The organism is Bacteroides sp. AM23-12 (genome assembly GCF_003434395.1).
GTDB lineage: Bacteria > Bacteroidota > Bacteroidia > Bacteroidales > Bacteroidaceae > Bacteroides > Bacteroides thetaiotaomicron.
In genome coordinates this window covers 63434-82643 of the sequence record NZ_QTLF01000011.1, presented here as the reverse complement: position 1 = coordinate 82643, position 19210 = coordinate 63434, and the positions used below count along the sequence as shown (strand labels likewise).

The following is a 19210-nucleotide window of genomic DNA, read 5'->3' as shown; positions in this document are numbered from 1 at the left end:
ATGAAAAAGATAAAAATTCAATCTATACTTACTGCTGTTGCCGGACTGTTTCTGGCGACAAGTTGTAGCAGTAGCTTTCTGGATACGGAACCTACGGATGCGGTAAGCTCTGATCAGGTAGCAGTAGCCGGAAATGCAGAACGTCTCTTCAACGGAGCTTGGTATAACCTGTTTGAATACGGCACGACGTATGCCAATATTGGTTATCGGGCACTTCAATGTCAGGATGATATGATGGCAAGCGATGTTGTCTCCCGTCCGAAATATGGGTTCAATTCTTCCTATCAGTTTAATGATGTGGCGATTCCTTCCGATGGAAGAACTTCGTTTGCCTGGTATCTGATCTATAAGACAATTGATAACTGCAACACTGCCATTTCGATTAAGGGTGACTCCGAGGAACTGCGGCAGGCACAGGGACAGGCATTGGCTTTGCGTGCCTTTTGTTATCTGCATTTGGTACAGCATTATCAGTTTACATATTTGAAAGATAAAGATGCTCCCTGTGTGCCTATATATACGGAACCGACTACAAGCGGTACCAAGCCGAAAGGCAAATCGACAGTGGCGCAAGTTTATCAGCAGATCTTTGATGATTTGAATCTTGCACAGGATTATCTGACAAACTACGTCCGCAAGGGAGACGGGCAGAAATTCAAACCGAATACGGATGTTGTCAACGGTCTTATGGCACGTGCTTACTTATTGACAGGACAATGGGGAGAGGCCGCCAAAGCTGCCGAAGCTGCACGCAAAGGATATTCATTAATGACTACCACTGCCGAGTACGAAGGTTTTAATAATATTTCCAATAAGGAATGGATTTGGGGATCTCCTCAAACACTTTCGCAATCGGATGCAAGTTATAATTTCTACTATCTGGATGCAACGTATGTCGGAGCTTACAGTAGCTTTATGGCCGACCCGCACTTGATGGATACTTTTGTTAAAGGTGACATCCGTCTGCCTCTTTTCCAATGGATGCGTGAAGGATATCTGGGTTATAAGAAATTCCATATGCGTTCGGATGATACTGCAGATCTGGTACTGATGCGTTCGGCAGAAATGTATCTGATAGAAGCGGAAGCCAAGGTCAGAGATGGAGTAGCACTGGATCAGGCTGTTGCCCCATTGAATACATTACGTACTGCCCGTGGCGTAGGTAATTATGATGTGACAGGGAAAACAAAAGAGCAGGTGATTGACGAAATTCTGATGGAGCGCCGACGCGAACTTTGGGGAGAAGGATTCGGTATAACGGATGTACTCCGTAATCAGAAGGCGGTAGAACGCATGGCTTTATCTGAGGATATGCAGAAAACGGAAGTGGATTGCTGGCAGGAAGGCGGCAGTTTTGCGAAAAGAAATCCGTTAGGACATTGGTTCCTTAATTTTCCGGATGGTAAAGCGTTCTCAGCGAACAGTTCTTATTATCTGTATGCTATCCCTGAAAAAGAGATTAATGCAAACCCTAACTTATAAATAGCTCTCTTAATTTTTTGACTTTGACCTTAACTTGTAGACCGGTATACGTCGTGACGATGCATACCGGTCGTTTTTTTATACCTGTATCTTCTGTTTCTTTAAATTGGGCAAAAAGAACGTGACTAATCCCAATAACGGCATATAAGCGCAAACGTTATAAACCGACTCAATTCCAAATTTATCAGCCATATTGCCAAGTACAGCCGAAGCGATACCTGCTACTCCAAAGGCAAAACCAAAGAAAAGACCGGAAATCAACCCTAACTTGGTAGGGAGCAGCTCTTGCGCATAAAGCAGGATAGCCGGAAAAGCAGACGAAAGCATCAGCCCTACACAAAAACTTAAAATGATGGTCCATGCTAAAGTGGCATGCGGCATCAGTAAGCTAAAAGGTGCAGCTCCTAAGATAGAAGCCCAAATCACATATTTACGTCCTACACGGTCGCCGATAGGACCGCCGAGCAATGTTCCGATAGCAGTAGCTACCAGAAAAATAAATAAGTATAATTGAGATTCCTGTACAGTTACATTGAATTTATGAATCAAGTAGAATGTATAATAACTGGTAAGGCTTGCCATATAAATATACTTTGAGAAGATTAATATCAGTAGGATGCCGATAGATAAAGCAGTCTTATCCATCGGTAAAGGCAAATGTACAGCCTTTTTCACTGTAGCCTTTTGCTCTTTCATTCGGTTGAGATAAGATTTGTACCATTTGCAGATCGGGTACATGACACCGATAGCAGCCAAAGCAAAAAGCGCAAAAACGGCCAGATGCTCTCTGCCATAAGGAGCCACCAGCAAAGCTACCAATAAAGGACCTAGTGAACCTCCTAAATTGCCTCCTACCTGAAATAACGATTGTGCCAGTCCCCGTTTCCCACCCGAAGCAAGAAAAGTAATACGCGATGCCTCCGGATGCAAGACGGAAGAACCGATTCCGATCAGAAAAACAGAGATCAGCATCCAATAAAGATTGTTGGAGAATGCCAGATTGATCATTCCTATCATTGTAAAGCTCATTCCGATAGGTAGTGACCAGGCAACGGGATGTTTATCGAAGATGATTCCGGTGATTGGCTGGAATACCGAAGCCGAGAGTTGATAAACCAGTGTGATAAGGCCGATCTGTGCAAAGTTGAGTCCCAAATCGTCTTTGAATAATGGATAGGCTGCCGATATAACGGACTGCAAAAGATCATTGAGACAATGCGAAAGGCTTAATGCGATGAGGATAGAAAACGTAATTCTTCCTACGGGTTGTTCCTGATTCTGTACCATAATACCTATTCTTTTGAAATGTTCCTGAAAAAATGACTGCAAAGGTACGTAAACTTCCCGTTTCTCAATATATTTGTCACTATTAAATCTATAAGTAATGAAGAAAGTAGTAGTAGCGATGGATTCTTTCAAAGGGTGTCTTTCCTCATCAGAGGTGGAAAAGGCGGTGGAAGAAGGCATAAAGCTGGTTTGTCCGGATTGTGAAGTCATTCGTTTTCCGATAGCCGACGGAGGTGAGGGAATATTGACTGTCTTGGTAGAAGCAACACGAGGCACTTATCAGAAGATCATAGCGAATGATCCTTTGATGCGCCCGATAGAAACCACTTATGGAGTTTCGGGTGATAAACGCGTTGCTTTTATTGAGATGGCCACCGTGAATGGTCTGCCGCTATTATCAGAAACTGAACGAAATCCGATGCTGACCACTACTTATGGAACCGGTGAATTGATATTGCACGCTATTGAACAGGGATATCGGGAATTTGTCATTGGTATCGGAGGAAGTGCTACGAATGATGCCGGAGTAGGTATGTTACAAGCATTAGGAGCCCGATTTCTCAATAAGGATGGAGCAGTCTTGGGAGAAGGAGGCGAAATCCTGCATCGAATTGCCGCTATTGATTTTTCTTCCGTTCACCCTGCACTTGAAGATACTCGTTTCACGATAGCCTGTGATGTACGAAATCCCTTTTGTGGTCCGGAAGGCGCTGCGCATGTTTTTGCCCGGCAGAAGGGGGCGGATGATGCAATGATAGAGAAATTAGATGCGGGTATGCAGTCTTTTTCCCGATTGATCCATTCAACTACCGGAAGAGAAATCACTCACGTTCCCGGAGCAGGAGCTGCCGGAGGCTTGGGAGGTGCTTTTCTTGCTTTTCTGAATGCTGAACTAAAGCCCGGCATTGATTTACTGCTCCAAACATTGAAATTTAGTGAGAAAATAAAAGGTGCTGATCTGATCATAACCGGTGAGGGGAGAACAGACCGTCAATCTTTAATGGGAAAAGTACCTTCCGGAATATTAGAAGAGGCGAAACGACAAGGGATACCGGTCATTGTTGTGGCAGGCAGCATAGAGGATACGGAAATTCTGAATCAGGCAGGTTTTCAAGGTCTCTTTTCTATCATTCCTTCGCCCATGTCTTTAGAAACAGCCATGAAGCCGGAAGTCGCTAAGAAAAATATTTGCCGGACTGTTGCTCAAATTATCTCTTTAGTGAATTTATAGTGGCGTTTGGAGTGTAAATTGTCGTTAATTCATTTTTGACTTACTGAACTATTCGTGGTACCTGATGTTGTTAAATAAAAAAGGAGGATAAAATGGGCTTTATTTGGTATATTATTATTGGTATTATAGCCGGCTTTCTTGCAGGTAAGATAATGCGTGGCGGAGGTTTTGGCCTTATTATAAATTTGTTACTTGGTATTCTCGGAGGAGTGCTGGGCGGTTGGGTATTTGCCCTTTTCGGACTTGCGGCTTCGGGATTGATTGGAAGTTTGATAACTTCTACCGTAGGAGCTATTCTGGTATTATGGATTGCTTCTTTATTCTCGAAATCTAAATAAAGATTTTATATAATTTATTTTTAATCTAAAAACAGAACTTAATTATGGAATGTAGACATGGGAATTTCTGGATTGGACTTGGAATTGGTTCAATCCTTGGTGCAGTAGCTTATCGTCTTTCACGTACAGCAAAAGCCAGACAGTTGGAAAGTGATATTTATAACGCTATTCACCGTATCGGTCGTGATGCTGAAATAGCAGCAGCCGAAGCTGAAAGAAAAGCGATGAATCTTGGCTTAAAAGCTGTTGAAACAGGAGCTAAAGTCGCAGATAAAGTAGCTGAAGAGGCTGATAAAGCAGTTGGAAAAGCAAAAGAAAAATGGGAGAAATAATCATCCTTGAAAGTGGTAATCAGGTTTAAAATAACCGGTTATCACTTTTCTTTTATACTAATAGCTTTCTTCTTGAAAATTTACCTTAACCAAATACTGTCACTATCCCTCATATCTGTTTATGCATAAACAAATCAGTGTGTGCCCGTACACATTTTACCTTTTATATCCCTCTTTTTGTTTCTTTTCACAGATAAAAAGCTTTTCTGTCATGGTGTTTATTACCTCCCAAACATATATTTGATGGCTTTTTCCATTATTTTTCTTATGTTTAACAACATACGTATTACTTGCCTTCCTTTATTAAATATCTGAATATCATATTTATAGCATTTTTATAGTAGAACGTGTGTGCGCACACACTTTTGCTTAATTCAATAATTCATTTTACATTTGTCGTCGAAAAACAAGATACTTATCAGTAAATGGACAAAGAATTCTCAAATATTCGTATTGTAGACATCGCCAAGATGGCGGGAGTCTCTGTCGGTACGGTAGACCGGGTGATTCACAATCGTGGACGGGTATCTGAAGAGAACAGGAAGAAAGTTCAGACTATTCTGGAAATGGTTCATTATCAGCCGAATCTGATGGCGCGTTCGTTGGCATCTAAAAAACAATATCATTTTGTGGCAATTACTCCTTCTTTTACGCACGGAGAATATTGGGAAGCTATTTCCGATGGTATCGATAAGGCGGCTTCAGAGATGGAATCTTATAATATAACGATCACTAAACTCTTTTTCGATCAATACAATAACAAGACATTTGATGATATTGTCCGCAACCTGTTGGATGAAAAAGTAGATGGGGTATTGATTGCAACACTGTTTACCGACTCTGTTATACGGCTTTCGCAAGAGCTTGACAGGAATGAAATTCCCTATGTTTATGTTGACTCCAATATTGAAGGGCAACATCAGTTGGCATATTTCGGAACGGAGTCTTATGATGCCGGAGTGATTGCTGCGCGATTATTGACAGACAAGATTTCTTCGACTTCGGATATTCTGATGGCACGAATTATTCATAGTGGAAAAAACGACTCAAATCAAGGAAAAAACCGGAGAGAAGGCTTTTGTCATTATCTGAAAGAAACAGGATTTACCGGAAATTTGCATGAAGTAGAATTGAAAATCAATGATTCGGTTTACAATTTTATCAAACTGGATGAAATCTTTGAAGCGAATGCAACTATAGAAGGAGGAATCATCTTTAATTCAACTTGCTATATCTTAGGAAACTACCTGAAAGCAAGAGGAATGCAAAAAGTAAAATTGGTTGGCTACGATCTTATTGAAAGGAATACTCAACTGCTCTCCGATGGTGTTATCACTGCATTAGTTGCACAGCGCCCCGAACGACAGGGGTACGATGGCATTAAGTCATTGTGCAATCATTTGCTGTTCAAGCAGAACCCCGAAAAGGTGAACCTGATGCCGATTGATATTCTTCTAAAAGAAAATCTGAAATATTATCTGAACAATAAGTTATAAACCATATAAATAAAAGAACCATGAACGAATTATTTAACGTAAAGGACAAAGTTGTTGTTATCACCGGTGGAGCCGGAATCTTAGGTAAGGGTATCGCTGCATACTTAGCTAAAGAAGGAGCTAAAGTTGTTGTACTCGATAGAAGCGAAGAAGCAGGTAAGGCATTGGTAGAAAGTATCAAAGCTGAAGGAAATGAAGCTATGTTCCTGTATACGGACGTAATGGACAAAGAAGTGCTGGAAGGTAACAAAGTGGAGATCATGAAAGCCTATGGACGTATTGACGTATTGCTGAACGCTGCCGGAGGTAATATGGCAGGCGCAACAATTGCTCCGGACAAAACTTTCTTTGACTTGCAGATTGATGCCTTTAAGAAAGTGGTGGATCTGAATCTGTTTGGTACGGTATTGCCTACAATGGTATTTGCTGAAATCATGGTAGAACAGAAGAAAGGTTCTATCGTAAACTTCTGTTCCGAATCAGCTCTTCGTCCGTTGACACGTGTGGTTGGTTACGGAGCTGCAAAAGCTGCTATTGCTAACTTCACTAAATATATGGCTGGCGAACTGGCTTTGAAATTCGGTAACGGTCTTCGTGTAAATGCTATTGCCCCGGGATTCTTCCTGACTGACCAGAACCGTGCGCTGTTGACAAACCCTGATGGTTCTCTGACTGACCGTTCTAAGACAATTCTTGCTCATACTCCGTTCAATCGTTTCGGTGAACCGGAAGATCTTTACGGAACTATTCATTATCTGATCAGTGATGCTTCTAACTTCGTAACAGGTACAGTAGCTGTTATCGACGGAGGTTTCGACGCATTCTCCATTTAATACTTATTACTTATTACTTAATACTTATCATATTATGTATCTATGTGAACAAACTTGGCGCTGGTATGGTCCGAATGACCCAGTAAGCTTGTGGGATATCAAACAGGCAGGCGCTACCGGTATAGTAAACGCACTTCATCACATTCCGAACGGCGAAGTGTGGACAGTAGAAGAAATCATGAAGCGTAAGCAAATGATTGAAGAAGTGGGCCTGACTTGGTCTGTTGTAGAAAGTGTACCTGTGCACGAACATATCAAGACACAGACCGGTGATTTCTTGAAATATATTGAAAACTATAAGGAAAGCATCCGTAATCTGGCTAAATGTGGTGTAATGGTAGTTACCTATAACTTTATGCCTGTATTGGACTGGACACGTACGGACCTTGCCTATACAATGCCTGACGGTTCTAAGGCTCTTCGCTTTGAGAGGGCGGCCTTCCTTGCTTTCGACCTCTTTATTCTGAAACGTCCGAATGCTGAAAAAGACTATACTCCGGAAGAAATAGCTAAAGCAAAAGCCCGTTTCGAACAAATGAGTGAAGACGATAAGAAATTGTTGGTTCGTAATATGATTGCCGGACTTCCGGGATCGGAAGAAAGTTTCACTGTAGAACAGTTCCAGGAAGCATTGGATCGTTATAATGATATCGATGCTGAGAAACTTCGTTCTAACTTGATCTTCTTCCTGAAAGAAATTGCGCCTGTGGCTGATGAGGTAGGAGTGAAGCTGGTGATTCATCCGGACGATCCTCCTTATACAATTTTAGGTTTACCGCGTATTCTAAGTACGGAAGAAGACTTTAAAAAACTGATTGAAGCCGTTCCTAACGAATCTAACGGTCTTTGCTTGTGTACAGGTTCTTTCGGTGTACGTGCTGACAATGACCTTGCAGGTATGATGGAGCGTTTTGGCGATCGTGTCAACTTTGTACACTTGCGTAGTACGCAGCGTGACGAAGAAGGAAACTTCTATGAAGCTAACCACCTGGAAGGAAATGTAGATATGTACAACGTAATGAAGAGCCTGATTCTTCTGCAACAACGTCGTAAATGTTCTATCGCTATGCGTCCGGACCACGGTCATCAGATGATTGATGATCTGAAGAAGAAGACAAATCCGGGATATTCCTGCTTAGGCCGCCTGCGTGGATTGGCAGAACTTCGCGGTTTGGAAATGGGTATTGCAAAGTCTATTCTATAAGCAGAATTCATAATTAGCAATCTATTTTAAAGACACTACGGCTATTATTGACAGTAATAATAGTGGTAGTGTCTTTTATATTGCTCATTTACGGAGCTTTCGTATTAAAATAAGCTTCCGGTGTGCAAATCAACTTTTGGCTTTTTAGGCTCGGGGATGATGAGCAAGGCTATTTGTGCACAAGCCTCAGCATCGGCGAGAGCATGGTGATGATTGGTTAAATCATATCCGCATCGGGCTGCCACCGTATGTAGCTGATGATTGGGCAACTCTTTTCCAAACACTTTCCGTGAAGTGCGGCAAGTACAATAAAACTTATAATTGGGATAAGTCATTTCGTATAGCTCGTGAACAGCTTTCAGACAGCCCTCATCAAAAGGACTGTTGTGGGCAACAAGGGGAAGACCGTCTATAAGCGGTTTTATTTCTGCCCATACATCAGGAAAATCTTCCGCTTCTTCCGTATCTGCGTAAGTCAGTCCGTGAACAGCTGTTGTCCATTGCGTATAATAGTTGGGGCAAGGACGGATCAGACGATAGATTTTCTTAACGATTTTTCCGTTCCTCACGATGACAACCCCTACGCTGCATACGCTGGTGCGCTTTCCGTTGGCTGTTTCAAAGTCGATAGCTGCAAAGTCCTTCATGCGTTTTGCTGTTTTTTGAAACACAAATGTACATGATATTTTTTGCAAAATACATGAATTAGCATTTATTCTCTTTATATTTGCGTATAAAATAGACCGATGTACACAGAATATCAGCCCTCTCGTCTACTCGCTCCCTATATCGATAATTATTGGGAATTTAAGGGAACTCCGGAATATGGCATGCGTATCCATATTTTGCCGGATGGTTGTACCGATTTTATTTTTACGTTGGGAGAAGCAGTGAGTAAGGTAAAAGAAGAAACGCTGGTCATGCAGCCTTATCGTTCTTACTTTGTGGGTCCGATGACGAAATATTCGGAGCTTGTCACTTATGCCGAATTCGTTCATCAGTTTGGCGTTCGTTTTCTGCCTTGTGGGTTATCTGGATTTACAAAGTTGCCTTTGCATGAGTTTGCGAATTACAGAGTCAGTACGAATGAAATGCAGGCGGTTTTTGACAGTACCTTTATCGAGAGGTTATGTGAGCAGAATGATGTCCGGGGACGGATTCAGGTCGTTGAAGAATATCTCCTGGCGTATCTTGCACATAACTATCAGCCTGTTGATACCCAAGTTGCCGCAGCGGTGAATATAATCAATCAGTCCGCAGGGAAGCGTTCTGTTCGTAGTCTGATGGATGAGGTATGCCTGTGCCAGCGTCATTTTGAACGGAAGTTTAAATATAACACCGGATTCACCCCTAAAGAATATAGCCGCATTGTTAAATTCAAGAATGCAGTAGAATTACTGAGAAACACGACCTTTGTCAACCTGCTGACTACCGCCATCGACGCAGGATATTATGACCTGGCACATTTCTCAAAAGAAATCAAAACATTGTCGGGCAATACACCTTCATCATTCCTTTCGCTTACAGTTCCGGAGGATATAACGCTGACTTATATCGAACCTTAGCACCGGATTAGTAAAAGTCGATTTTTTACAATAGAACGGACATCTGTGCCGTTATCTTTGTGGCGAAATAAAATAAATACAATAAGATTATGTCAACAAAAACTATGAAAGAAAAAGCGGTGGAGTTATTGCAGAAATGCGAAGTTGTCACCCTTGCTTCTGTGAACAAGGAAGGCTATCCCCGTCCTGTGCCAATGAGTAAAATCGCAGCAGAAGGAATTTCCACTATCTGGATGTCCACCGGAGCGGATTCATTGAAGACTATTGATTTTTTATCGAATCCGAAAGCAGGATTATGTTTTCAGGAGAAGGGGGACAGTGTGGCATTGATGGGAGAAGTAGAAGTCGTGACAGACGAGAAACTGAAGCAGGAACTTTGGCAGGACTGGTTTATCGAACACTTTCCCGGTGGTCCTACAGATCCGGGTTATGTATTGCTAAAGTTTACCGCCAATCACGCAACCTACTGGATTGAAGGCACTTTTATTCATAAAAAGCTTGACTAATCTTGGTTTAGAGCGATTATAAAATTGACAGGTAACGGTACATTTGTGTACGAAAAAAGAGAAAGACATTCCCAAAGTAAGGATTGTTTTTCTCTTTTATGTTTAGGCTGGAAGACGTGGTTTTCGTCTATCTGACATTCATTTAGAATTCAAACTTTTCCAGTTTCATTTCAGCTAATTCCTGAATGATACCTACGTATTGTGCAAAATGAGCGGTTTTCTCGTGTGCAGCCAGTACTTCAGCATTCTGCCATGTTTCGCAAATCATGAAAACATCACGGCGGGTACTGCTTTCAAAAGTATCATAAGCAATGCATCCTTCTTCTTTCAAAGAGCAGGCAGTCAGTTCTTTTGCTGCCTCAATCGCTTTTTCGCGGTTTGTTTCGTTTACACGAACAAAAACATTTAATCTGATCATAGTTCTTTTATTATTTATGTGATTAAAAAGAATGGTTTCATCACTGTGTTTGTGAAGAACCGAAGGCAAAGATAGTATTTTTCTGTAGCTTCCCGCAGGCTGTTTTCAAATTTTCATATAAACTTCATATAATCATAAAAAATCGGTTATATTTGCATCTGAATTCTAAAAGCAACTATTTTGGGCACCATTCTTAAATTTGTTATAGCTTAATATTAGCCTCATAAACCACAGGCTAATTTCTTTCGTTTGAGTACTTCTACTTGAACCGGTTTTTCATTTTATCAATTTTATTATTCACTGCATCGTTTTTTAAAGACGAGTGCAATTTGGTATTCAGGCTTTTAGTCAGACTCCTTATGATGATTCGAAAGCTGTGGGTACATTGAGAATGAATGGAAAATTTCGTAAGAAATAGTAAGCTGAACATAGAAAAAGAAATTAAAAGGATTGAGCAACAGCCGATTGCCCCTCTTGAGCGGATAAAGCAGATAATAGATGTCATACAGACATCACTTACTTTGCTGAAAAGGGCAGTTGCCGAATATCAATTTCAGAACCCTGAAGAAGAAATTCAGTTCTTTAAAGTCTGGAAACCGCAGATTTCCGGCTTGCTGATGTTTTATATCCGTTTATATCAGATTGAAAAGAACCGTGTCGGCAAATCCCTGTCGGCTCAATGCAAATATTTAAAGATGGAACTGGAGAATATACAGAAGTCATTTTTGAATAATAGCTTCTATGATTATTATCGTGCCGGTCAGACCGAACTTGATAACCACTATTTTATCCGTGAGAATTATGATATTCTTTCCGATGTTCATTGTCATTTGCTGGACAGGGATCCTTCTTTTACCACCTTACACGATTCAAGCGTTGCAATGATTCTGGCGAATAGTCATTTGATAGAATATGTATCAGACGAGATCGATTCGCTGTCAGACAAACTGCATCTTAAATTCACCTCCATAGTAGACAGTAAATTGCTGCAATGGACGGATAGTAAAGTCGCCTTGGTTGAATTCATCTATGCGATCTATGCGGGCAAATGCTTTAATAATGGAAATACCAGTCTGAAAGACATCGCTTTTTGTTGCGAGGTACTTTTCAATATCGAGATTGGGGACTTTTATCGTATCTTCTTGGAAATCAGGAATCGGAAGAAGAACAGGACACAATTTCTTGATAAGTTGAAGGATAAAATACAGAAGATGATGGATGAGCTCGACAGATAAATTTCACGCCATCTTGTGACATCTTGTGAATTTTATAAATGGCTTATATCCAACTTTGCTTTATGGATACAACATTTACATGGGAGATAAAGGCAAAGAATTCTCCTTTATTAATTAAGAAATGCAGTCATTGCGATAGTGACCGGTTTTACTGCAGTGATAAGTTTAGAATGAATGCGCAGAAAAAGAACATCGATGTCTGGCTGATATATCGGTGTGTGAAATGCGATAATACTTGCAACATTACTTTGCTGTCACGTACCAAATCGGATTTGATAGATAAAGTCCTGTTTCATAGCTTTTCCATGAACGATCGGAAAGCAGTCTGGAAATATGCTTTTTCTGCCGAACTTGCCGGCAGGAATCATTTGAAAACGGATTATGATAGTGTAGAATATGAGGTTACGGATAACTTCTCGAAAGAAGATATAATCCGTGTGCCCGATGCAACCATAAAGATTCAAATCAAATATGAGTTTGAATTTAATCTGAAATTGTCGTCTTTATTAAAAAGGAATTTTCTTCTTTCCAGCACTCAGCTAAGGCGTCTGTTTGAACAGGGAGTGATTTCGCTTCTTTCCGGTAAAGAGCCGCAGAAATATAAAGTAAAGGACGGAGATATCCTGTTGATGGATAAAGAACATTTGCTTGTTATGATGGACTTTGTGGATAGCTTTATGGTAAAAACAGGCATTGATTGATTTTTTATTACTACATTTGTCTGATATGGGACAGGGAATTCAGAAACTAAGTACTATTATAAATTCAGAGATATGAGAAAGTTGTTTTTATTAGCTATTGTTTTATGTGTATGGAGTGTTGTTGCCGATGCTCAGGAGAGTGAGAGAAGATATATTGAGGTAACCGGTTCTTCTGAAATAGAAGTTGTGCCGGATGAGATTCATCTTTTGATTCAGATAAAGGAATATTGGAAAGAGGAATTTGTGCCGAATTCCAAGCCGGAAGATTATAAAACGAAAGTTCCGTTGGAATGGATTGAAAAAGATTTGCGTCGGGTGCTAAGTAGGGCAGGAATTTCGGATGAGGCTATTCGTGTGCAGGAAATTGGAGACTATTGGCGTCAGAAAGGAAAAGAATTTCTGATAGGTAAGCAACTGGACATCCGGTTTACTGACTTCGAAAAGATAAATGCCGTTATTAAGAAGATTGATACGAAAGGTATCGAGTCCATGCGTATCGGGGAGCTGAAGCACAAGGATTTGCCGAACTATCGGAAACAAGGTAAGATAGAAGCATTGAAAGCAGCACGTGAAAAGGCATCTTATCTTGTGGAAGCTATGGGACAAAAACTGGGTGAGGTCATTCGTATTGTCGAACCGGCTTCGAGCTATGTAAGTCCTTATTCTCTTTATCAGGCACAGAGTAATGTCAGTATGGGGACAGCTGCCACTGAGCAATATCGCGTTATTAAATTGCGGTATGAGATGACGGCGCGTTTTGCTATTGAATAATTTTTTTCTTGCTAAGAATTACAGTTCGCATTACATAAAACTGTACCTTTGTATGCGATGAGCTATTCGTCTGACAGCTGTTGAACTTTCGTCTGACAACTGTTATCTTTTCGTCTAACAACTGTCAGACGAAAAAGAAACAGTTGTCAGACGATTATTTTTATGCTAAACTAAAGTTAAGGTTTAGTATAAGAGGACTGAAATGTTAGCGAATAAACTGATAGACACATAAACAACTAATAAAAAATATACTAATGAGTGCATTTTATGATTTGTATGAGACTCCGGACCCTAATGATACAGGGGAGAAACAACCCCTTCATGTCCGCATTGTTCCGAGTGGAACTTATTCGAAAAAAGATTTTATAGAACGCGTATCCCGTCACCAACCTTTTCCGCACAATATAATTGAAGGAGTACTTGGCGCTGTAGTTGATGAACTGGCCGAAGCCTTGGCGGATGGATACATCGTGGAATTGGGCGAACTTGGACATTTCAGCATTTCGTTGAAGTGTACCCATAAAGTGATGACTAAGAAAGAAATTCGCGCCGAGTCTATCCGTTTTGACAATGTTCATTTACGTACTTCCAAAGAATTTAAAAAGAAAATAAAGCGGGAGATAGAACTTGAACGAGTTGAGAACTCCAATGAAAAAACTCACAATGCTAAAATATCCATTGAAGACCGTCTCCAAATGTTGCAGGAATTTCTGAAGAAAAACGGAGGAATCACGCGTATAGAATATAGCAGACTGACCGGACTCCCCCGATTGAAAGCAATTGATGATTTGAATACTTTCATCAAGGAGGGAACTCTTCGCAAGAGGGGAGCAGGACGAACTGTCTTTTATGTGTGGAAACAGGAAGAATGATATTATAACAGAAAACCATCTTTCTTTTTGCTAACAATTTTGTATCTTTGTGTGTATATAGAGAAAATAGTAAGATTATGGCAAGAATAACAATACCTTATGCAGTAGCTGATTTCATAGATTTGCGTGAACGAGGTTTTTATTATGTGGATAAAACAGATTATATTCCTAAATTAGAGGATTATAATGCTCCTATACTTCTCCTAATGAAATAATACGTAATGAACTATTGCAGTCACTTAAAATACAAATATGAAAACAAAGAAATTATTAGGAATATTTTTTCTATTCCTTTGCACAATTACCCTTGTAAGTTGTGGAGACGATGAAAAGCAAGAAATATATTCTCTGTCATTTGAGAAAGGATATTATGAGCGTCCTTTGTTGGGAGCAAAAAATATCCCCGTCAGAGGTGGTAATAGAGACTATACCGTAACCGTTCAAAATACAGATGTTTTAAGCATAGATATTGATTTATCAAGTCCGATAGATATGGGTAATTTAGTTGTGAAACCCAAACAAAAAGGAGAAACCACCATTACTGTCAAGGATAATGTAACTAACGAAACGGTTGATTTAAAAATAAAAATAGTCGATAGTTATTTGAACCTGAAAGTTGCACATCCTGCACAAGTACCCTACACCGGAGGTGAAAATCTATTTTTTATAAATAATTCAGATAGGGATTTTTATCTTTTCGATGAAAAAATGGAAAAGAAAGAATGTACGGGAAATTACCAGTTTCTTATTAAAAACAGTACTTGTTATATGATATTGAATTTTGATAAGGAGCTGAACGATAAAAGAACCTATGAATACAATATATCTAATACATCAGAACGTATGTTTACTCTTATAGAAATATTGTTAGGTATTGACTGGAATATGAAAGCTGATTTAATTAATAGATCAACAAGGTCAGCATCTCCTGTGACAATGAATGCGGTAGATACAGAAACAAATATAATTCAGTATTTTGTGGCAGGCTCAAACGATATACCTGAAAATATATTGGATTAGAATCGGTTATTACTATTCTTTTAATAACACATATTAAGTCAGATAATTTGCACCTTTTGTTTCATACGAGTATCTTTGCTTCACTATTCTGTTAAAACGATAGGGGAGAATGTATCACAAGAGAAAAATAAGAGCATACATAGCATGGATGTTATTCATGACATTCATTCCCTTCTTTGTAGTGAAAACCTTTCACTATCATGGAAGTGAAGATGAAACGTCATGCTCTCATGCCGAACATTCCCGGAGTCATGCCGAGGATTGTGCCATATGTAAATACTCCCTTTCTCTCTTTACAGAACCTCAGTCGGTAGAATTTCACTGTATATTGACGCTCGTTCCTTACGAGCCGATTACTTATCAGGATAAGGTTGTCTGCAAACGAACTTATTCGCATCACCTACGAGCGCCTCCTGCCGCATAATTACATATTCATATTTTCTAGGAAGACAGGTTCATTGTAACTTGTCCTCACATTCATTTTACACATTATATAAAAGATTGTAATTGATGCGTATCGGAATTATTTCGGGCGTAATAGGGTTGTTTGTAACCTTACCCGTCCACGCACAGAAGTCCGATTCAATCAAGAGTATGCTTTTGCCTGATGTTGTTGTGACCGAGTCGTACCAACAGCGTCAAGCCAAGAAGTCTGCACTTACGGTTGAAGTGATAGAACAGGATTTTCTGCGCAAACATTTTACGGGAAACTTCATGCAGGCAATGGAGAATATTCCCGGAGTACAAGCTATGGACATAGGCTCCGGCTTCTCCAAACCGATGATTCGGGGGATGGGATTCAACCGGATAGCCGTATTGGAAAACGGAATCAAGCAGGAAGGCCAGCAATGGGGAGCCGACCACGGACTGGAACTGGATGCCTTTAATATCGAAGCAGTCAATGTCTTGAAAGGTCCTTCCTCACTGCTTTACGGCAGTGATGCCATGGGCGGAGTGATTGATATAGCCTCTCCTCCCATACCTTCTGCGAATATGCTCTTCGGCGATGTCACCCTATTGGGCAAATCCGTCAACGGAACACTGGCAGGTTCGCTGATGCTGGGACTTAAAAAGAATGCCTGGTATGTGCAAATCCGTTATTCCGAACAGCACTTCGGTGATTACCGCATCCCTACGGATACCATTGTCTACCTGACTCAGAAAATGCCCGTCTATGGGCGTAAACTGAAAAATACGGCAGGAGTGGAACGCAATATCGGCCTTTTCACCCAATATCAGCGAAAAGGCTATAAAGCAGACTATTCCATCAGTAATGTCTATCAGAAGACGGGGTTCTTTCCGGGCGCACACGGTGTCCCCGACGCATCGCGCGTAGAAGATGACGGAGACAGCCGGAATATCGAACTGCCTTACAGCAAGGTAAATCATCTGAAAGTAACCACACATCAGCAATATGCTTGGGAGAAACTGATCCTGTCCGGTGATTTGGGATTTCAGAATAACCATCGGGAGGAATGGAGTGCTTTTCATACTCATTACGGCTCCCAGCCTGCGCCGGAGAAGGACCCGGATAAAGAACTGGCTTTCGATCTGAACACATACAGTGCTTCGGTAAAAGCCCGCTTTATTGGCTCTTCTTCATGGGAGCATACGTTGGGGTGGGATGGGCAACATCAGCAGAACGACATTTCCGGCTATTCATTCTTGTTGCCGGAATACCATCGTTCTACTACCGGATTGCTCTGGCTTACGACGTATAAGCCTAATAACATTCTCTCTGTCAGTGGAGGCGTGCGATATGATTATGGTTATATTGGCATCTCTCCGCACGAGGACGTTTATCTGGCGGATTACCTTCGGAGGCAAGGATATGATGATGAACAAGTAGAGTCCTATAAATGGAACAGTCATGCCGTCCGAAAGCATTTCGGTGACTATTCCTTTTCTTTGGGACTGGTATGGACACCCTCCGTTCAGCACATGGTGAAAGTGAACATCGGACGTAGCTTCCGCCTCCCCGGAGCCAATGAACTGGCTGCTAACGGTGTACATCACGGCACTTTCCGTCACGAGCAGGGAGATGCTTCTCTGAAATCCGAGCAAGGATGGCAGATGGATGCTTCCTACAACCTGCGATATCACGGACTTTCCGTTTCCGTGTCTCCTTTTGTCAGTTGGTTCAGTAACTACATCTTTCTGCGTCCCACAGGCGAATGGTCAGTTCTGCCGCATGCCGGACAGATTTACCGCTACACGGGAGCCGAAGCACTGTTTGCCGGAACGGAGGCTACGATAGACATTAACTTTCTGCGTCACTTCAATTACCGTATCTCCGGAGAATACGTCTACACCTACAACTGTGACGAGCATATTCCGTTAAGTTTTTCTCCGCCGTTCGGTATGCGGAATACGTTGACATGGCAAAGAAAACACTATATGCTTTATGCGGAGTGGCAACTTATTGCCCGTCAGAACCGTGTAGACCGTAATGAGGACCGTACACCGGGGGCTAACCTGTTTCATTTGGGTGGCTCGCTGAATATTCCGGTTGGCAGGACTAACGAGATAGAAATAACCCTGACCGCCCGTAATATCTTCAATACCAGATATTACAATCATCTTAGTTTTTACAGGAAAGTAGAAATTCCGGAACCGGGACGAAACTTCCAATTATTAATCAAAATTCCATTTAAAAAATTACTGTAATGAAAACAAAACTTTACCTCCCGATCATCAGCCTTCTGGCAATGTCTGTATTTGCATTTATTTCTTGTGACGATTCGGATAGCGATACCACCAAACCGGTGATTGAACTAAGTGAACCGGAAGAAGGGCAAGAACTGAAAATTGGCGACGAGCACGGAGTACATTTTGAAATGGATCTGTCGGACGACGTCATGTTAAAGTCATATATGATTGAAATACATAGTAATTTCGACCACCATTCGCATGGAAAGAGCAGGGCTGCCGCTACGGACGAAGCCACTGTCGATTTCAGTTTCAACAGGTCTTATGATATCTCCGGAAAGAAAACGGCGCACATCCATCACCACGATATTATAATTCCGGCGAATGCTACTCCGGGCGATTATCATCTGATGGTTTATTGCACGGATGCCGCAGGAAACGAAACCTACATTGCGCGCAATATTGTACTGAGCACTACCGCCGAAGGGGACGATCATCATCACGATGAATAAATAAAATAGCCAGCCTGCCATGCAAAACGGGGGCGGGATGGAGTATCTTTTTTCTCTTATTAATCAGTGTTCGTATAATTTTCTTTAAAAGGTGTAATAGTTATTACACCTTTTGTGTTTCCAAAGCTTTACTTTTGTGAAAAATACTTTTCACTATGATGAAGTTACCATTTATAAACCGAATTTTTCCTTCGTACAGATCGAAGATAATAGCCGTTATCATTGGCGGTATTATTGTAGGCGGAGGAGCTTTATTTATGTACATGCTTCGGGCACATACGTATCTGGGCGATGATCCGGCAGCGTGTGTGAATTGTCACATCATGTCTCCTTATTATGCCACATGGTTTCACAGTTCACATGCACGGGATGCCACCTGTAACGATTGTCATGTTCCTCACGAGAACATTGTAAAGAAATGGACATTCAAAGGAATGGATGGTATGAAGCATGTCGCAGCTTTCCTTACCAAAAGTGAGCCACAAGTGATAGAGGCCCACGAGGCCAGTTCGCAGGTGATTATGAACAATTGTATTCGTTGCCATACACAACTGAATACGGAGTTTGTAAAAACAGGAAAGATAGATTATATGATGTCTATGGTGGGAGAAGGAAAGGCTTGCTGGGACTGTCATCGGGATGTACCTCATGGTGGTAAGAATTCGTTGTCCGCTACTCCGGCAGCTATCGTCCCTCTTTCCGAATCGCCTGTACCGGAATGGCTCCGGAAGATGGTTAATAATAAGGAATAAGCATAT

21 protein-coding genes and 1 pseudogene are annotated in these 19210 nt (G+C 41.1%); 19 read left to right on the top strand and 3 right to left on the bottom strand.

Features of this window, described 5'->3' with window-relative positions; genetic code table 11:
- The gene (locus DW640_RS11835) at window positions 1–1482 is read left to right on the top strand and encodes a RagB/SusD family nutrient uptake outer membrane protein (protein ID WP_008762337.1); all 1482 of its coding nucleotides are present in this window, start codon (window positions 1–3) and stop codon (window positions 1480–1482) included.
- 78 nt (window positions 1483–1560) lie between these two features.
- Here the strand turns inward: DW640_RS11835 and DW640_RS11830 are convergent, their stop codons facing one another.
- On the bottom strand, window positions 1561–2769 hold the full coding sequence (locus DW640_RS11830; protein ID WP_016267165.1) for an MFS transporter: 1209 nt from the start codon (window positions 2767–2769) through the stop codon (window positions 1561–1563).
- Window positions 2770–2866: 97 nt separating this feature from the next.
- Between DW640_RS11830 and DW640_RS11825 the strand changes: the two genes are divergently transcribed.
- From DW640_RS11825 to uxuA, 6 genes are all read left to right on the top strand, one after another.
- Window positions 2867–4000, top strand: coding sequence for a glycerate kinase (locus tag DW640_RS11825; protein WP_061474080.1), 1134 nt, complete (start codon window positions 2867–2869; stop codon window positions 3998–4000).
- Window positions 4001–4092: 92 nt separating this feature from the next.
- Window positions 4093–4338: a GlsB/YeaQ/YmgE family stress response membrane protein gene (locus tag DW640_RS11820; protein WP_008764857.1), complete on the top strand. Its 246-nt coding sequence runs from the start codon at window positions 4093–4095 to the stop codon at window positions 4336–4338.
- 44 nt (window positions 4339–4382) lie between these two features.
- Complete coding sequence (locus DW640_RS11815; protein WP_008762341.1) at window positions 4383–4670, top strand: YtxH domain-containing protein; 288 nt, start codon at window positions 4383–4385, stop codon at window positions 4668–4670.
- A gap of 425 nt (window positions 4671–5095) precedes the next feature.
- A complete protein-coding gene (locus DW640_RS11810; protein WP_061474082.1) occupies window positions 5096–6166 on the top strand; it encodes a substrate-binding domain-containing protein in 1071 nt (356 codons plus the stop codon).
- 20 nt (window positions 6167–6186) lie between these two features.
- The gene (locus DW640_RS11805) at window positions 6187–6999 is read left to right on the top strand and encodes an SDR family oxidoreductase (protein WP_008762343.1); all 813 of its coding nucleotides are present in this window, start codon (window positions 6187–6189) and stop codon (window positions 6997–6999) included.
- 34 nt (window positions 7000–7033) lie between these two features.
- Window positions 7034–8203, top strand: coding sequence for a mannonate dehydratase (gene uxuA, locus DW640_RS11800; RefSeq protein WP_055221034.1), 1170 nt, complete (start codon window positions 7034–7036; stop codon window positions 8201–8203).
- A 104-nt stretch (window positions 8204–8307) separates the two neighbouring features.
- On the opposite strand, the gene DW640_RS11795 is transcribed toward uxuA, so the two are convergent.
- Window positions 8308–8850: a 3'-5' exonuclease gene (locus DW640_RS11795; protein ID WP_008762345.1), complete on the bottom strand. Its 543-nt coding sequence runs from the start codon at window positions 8848–8850 to the stop codon at window positions 8308–8310.
- A 99-nt stretch (window positions 8851–8949) separates the two neighbouring features.
- Here DW640_RS11795 and DW640_RS11790 point away from each other — a divergent pair, with 99 nt between their 5' ends.
- The gene (locus DW640_RS11790) at window positions 8950–9768 is read left to right on the top strand and encodes a DUF6597 domain-containing transcriptional factor (protein ID WP_008764860.1); all 819 of its coding nucleotides are present in this window, start codon (window positions 8950–8952) and stop codon (window positions 9766–9768) included.
- 89 nt (window positions 9769–9857) lie between these two features.
- Window positions 9858–10274 carry a pyridoxamine 5'-phosphate oxidase family protein gene (locus DW640_RS11785; RefSeq protein WP_011107774.1) on the top strand — a complete coding sequence of 139 codons (417 nt, stop codon included), beginning with the start codon at window positions 9858–9860 and terminating at the stop codon, window positions 10272–10274.
- Between the two features lie 142 nt (window positions 10275–10416).
- On the opposite strand, the gene DW640_RS11780 is transcribed toward DW640_RS11785, so the two are convergent.
- Window positions 10417–10692: a putative quinol monooxygenase gene (locus tag DW640_RS11780; RefSeq protein ID WP_008762348.1), complete on the bottom strand. Its 276-nt coding sequence runs from the start codon at window positions 10690–10692 to the stop codon at window positions 10417–10419.
- A gap of 395 nt (window positions 10693–11087) precedes the next feature.
- Between DW640_RS11780 and DW640_RS11775 the strand changes: the two genes are divergently transcribed.
- The 10 genes and pseudogenes from DW640_RS11775 (at window position 11088) to nrfH (ending at window position 19204) form a co-directional block, all read left to right on the top strand.
- Window positions 11088–11927, top strand: coding sequence for an RteC domain-containing protein (locus DW640_RS11775; protein ID WP_008764863.1), 840 nt, complete (start codon window positions 11088–11090; stop codon window positions 11925–11927).
- 62 nt (window positions 11928–11989) lie between these two features.
- Entirely contained in the window at window positions 11990–12628 is a 639-nt protein-coding gene (locus tag DW640_RS11770) for a DUF1062 domain-containing protein (protein ID WP_187323737.1), read from the top strand.
- Between the two features lie 72 nt (window positions 12629–12700).
- Complete coding sequence (locus DW640_RS11765) at window positions 12701–13399, top strand: SIMPL domain-containing protein (RefSeq protein ID WP_008762351.1); 699 nt, start codon at window positions 12701–12703, stop codon at window positions 13397–13399.
- 254 nt (window positions 13400–13653) lie between these two features.
- Window positions 13654–14271, top strand: coding sequence for an HU family DNA-binding protein (locus DW640_RS11760; RefSeq protein WP_117578205.1), 618 nt, complete (start codon window positions 13654–13656; stop codon window positions 14269–14271).
- A 77-nt stretch (window positions 14272–14348) separates the two neighbouring features.
- Window positions 14349–14474, top strand: a pseudogene (locus DW640_RS11755) (AAA family ATPase); the annotation flags it as partial.
- Between the two features lie 49 nt (window positions 14475–14523).
- A complete protein-coding gene (locus tag DW640_RS11750) occupies window positions 14524–15291 on the top strand; it encodes a hypothetical protein (RefSeq protein ID WP_053088262.1) in 768 nt (255 codons plus the stop codon).
- Window positions 15292–15400: 109 nt separating this feature from the next.
- Window positions 15401–15715 (top strand): hypothetical protein, encoded by a 315-nt coding sequence (locus tag DW640_RS11745; RefSeq protein WP_008762355.1) that lies wholly within the window; start codon window positions 15401–15403, stop codon window positions 15713–15715.
- An 86-nt stretch (window positions 15716–15801) separates the two neighbouring features.
- Window positions 15802–17958 carry a TonB-dependent receptor gene (locus DW640_RS11740; RefSeq protein WP_048692486.1) on the top strand — a complete coding sequence of 719 codons (2157 nt, stop codon included), beginning with the start codon at window positions 15802–15804 and terminating at the stop codon, window positions 17956–17958.
- Window positions 17958–18452, top strand: a complete 495-nt coding sequence (locus DW640_RS11735; RefSeq protein ID WP_016267177.1) for a DUF4625 domain-containing protein — start codon at window positions 17958–17960, stop codon at window positions 18450–18452. The genes DW640_RS11740 and DW640_RS11735 overlap by 1 nt, the downstream gene beginning before the upstream one ends.
- Before the next feature lie 155 nt (window positions 18453–18607).
- Window positions 18608–19204, top strand: a complete 597-nt coding sequence (gene nrfH, locus DW640_RS11730) for a cytochrome c nitrite reductase small subunit (protein WP_117578203.1) — start codon at window positions 18608–18610, stop codon at window positions 19202–19204.
- The last annotated feature ends 6 nt before the right edge of the window (window positions 19205–19210 follow it).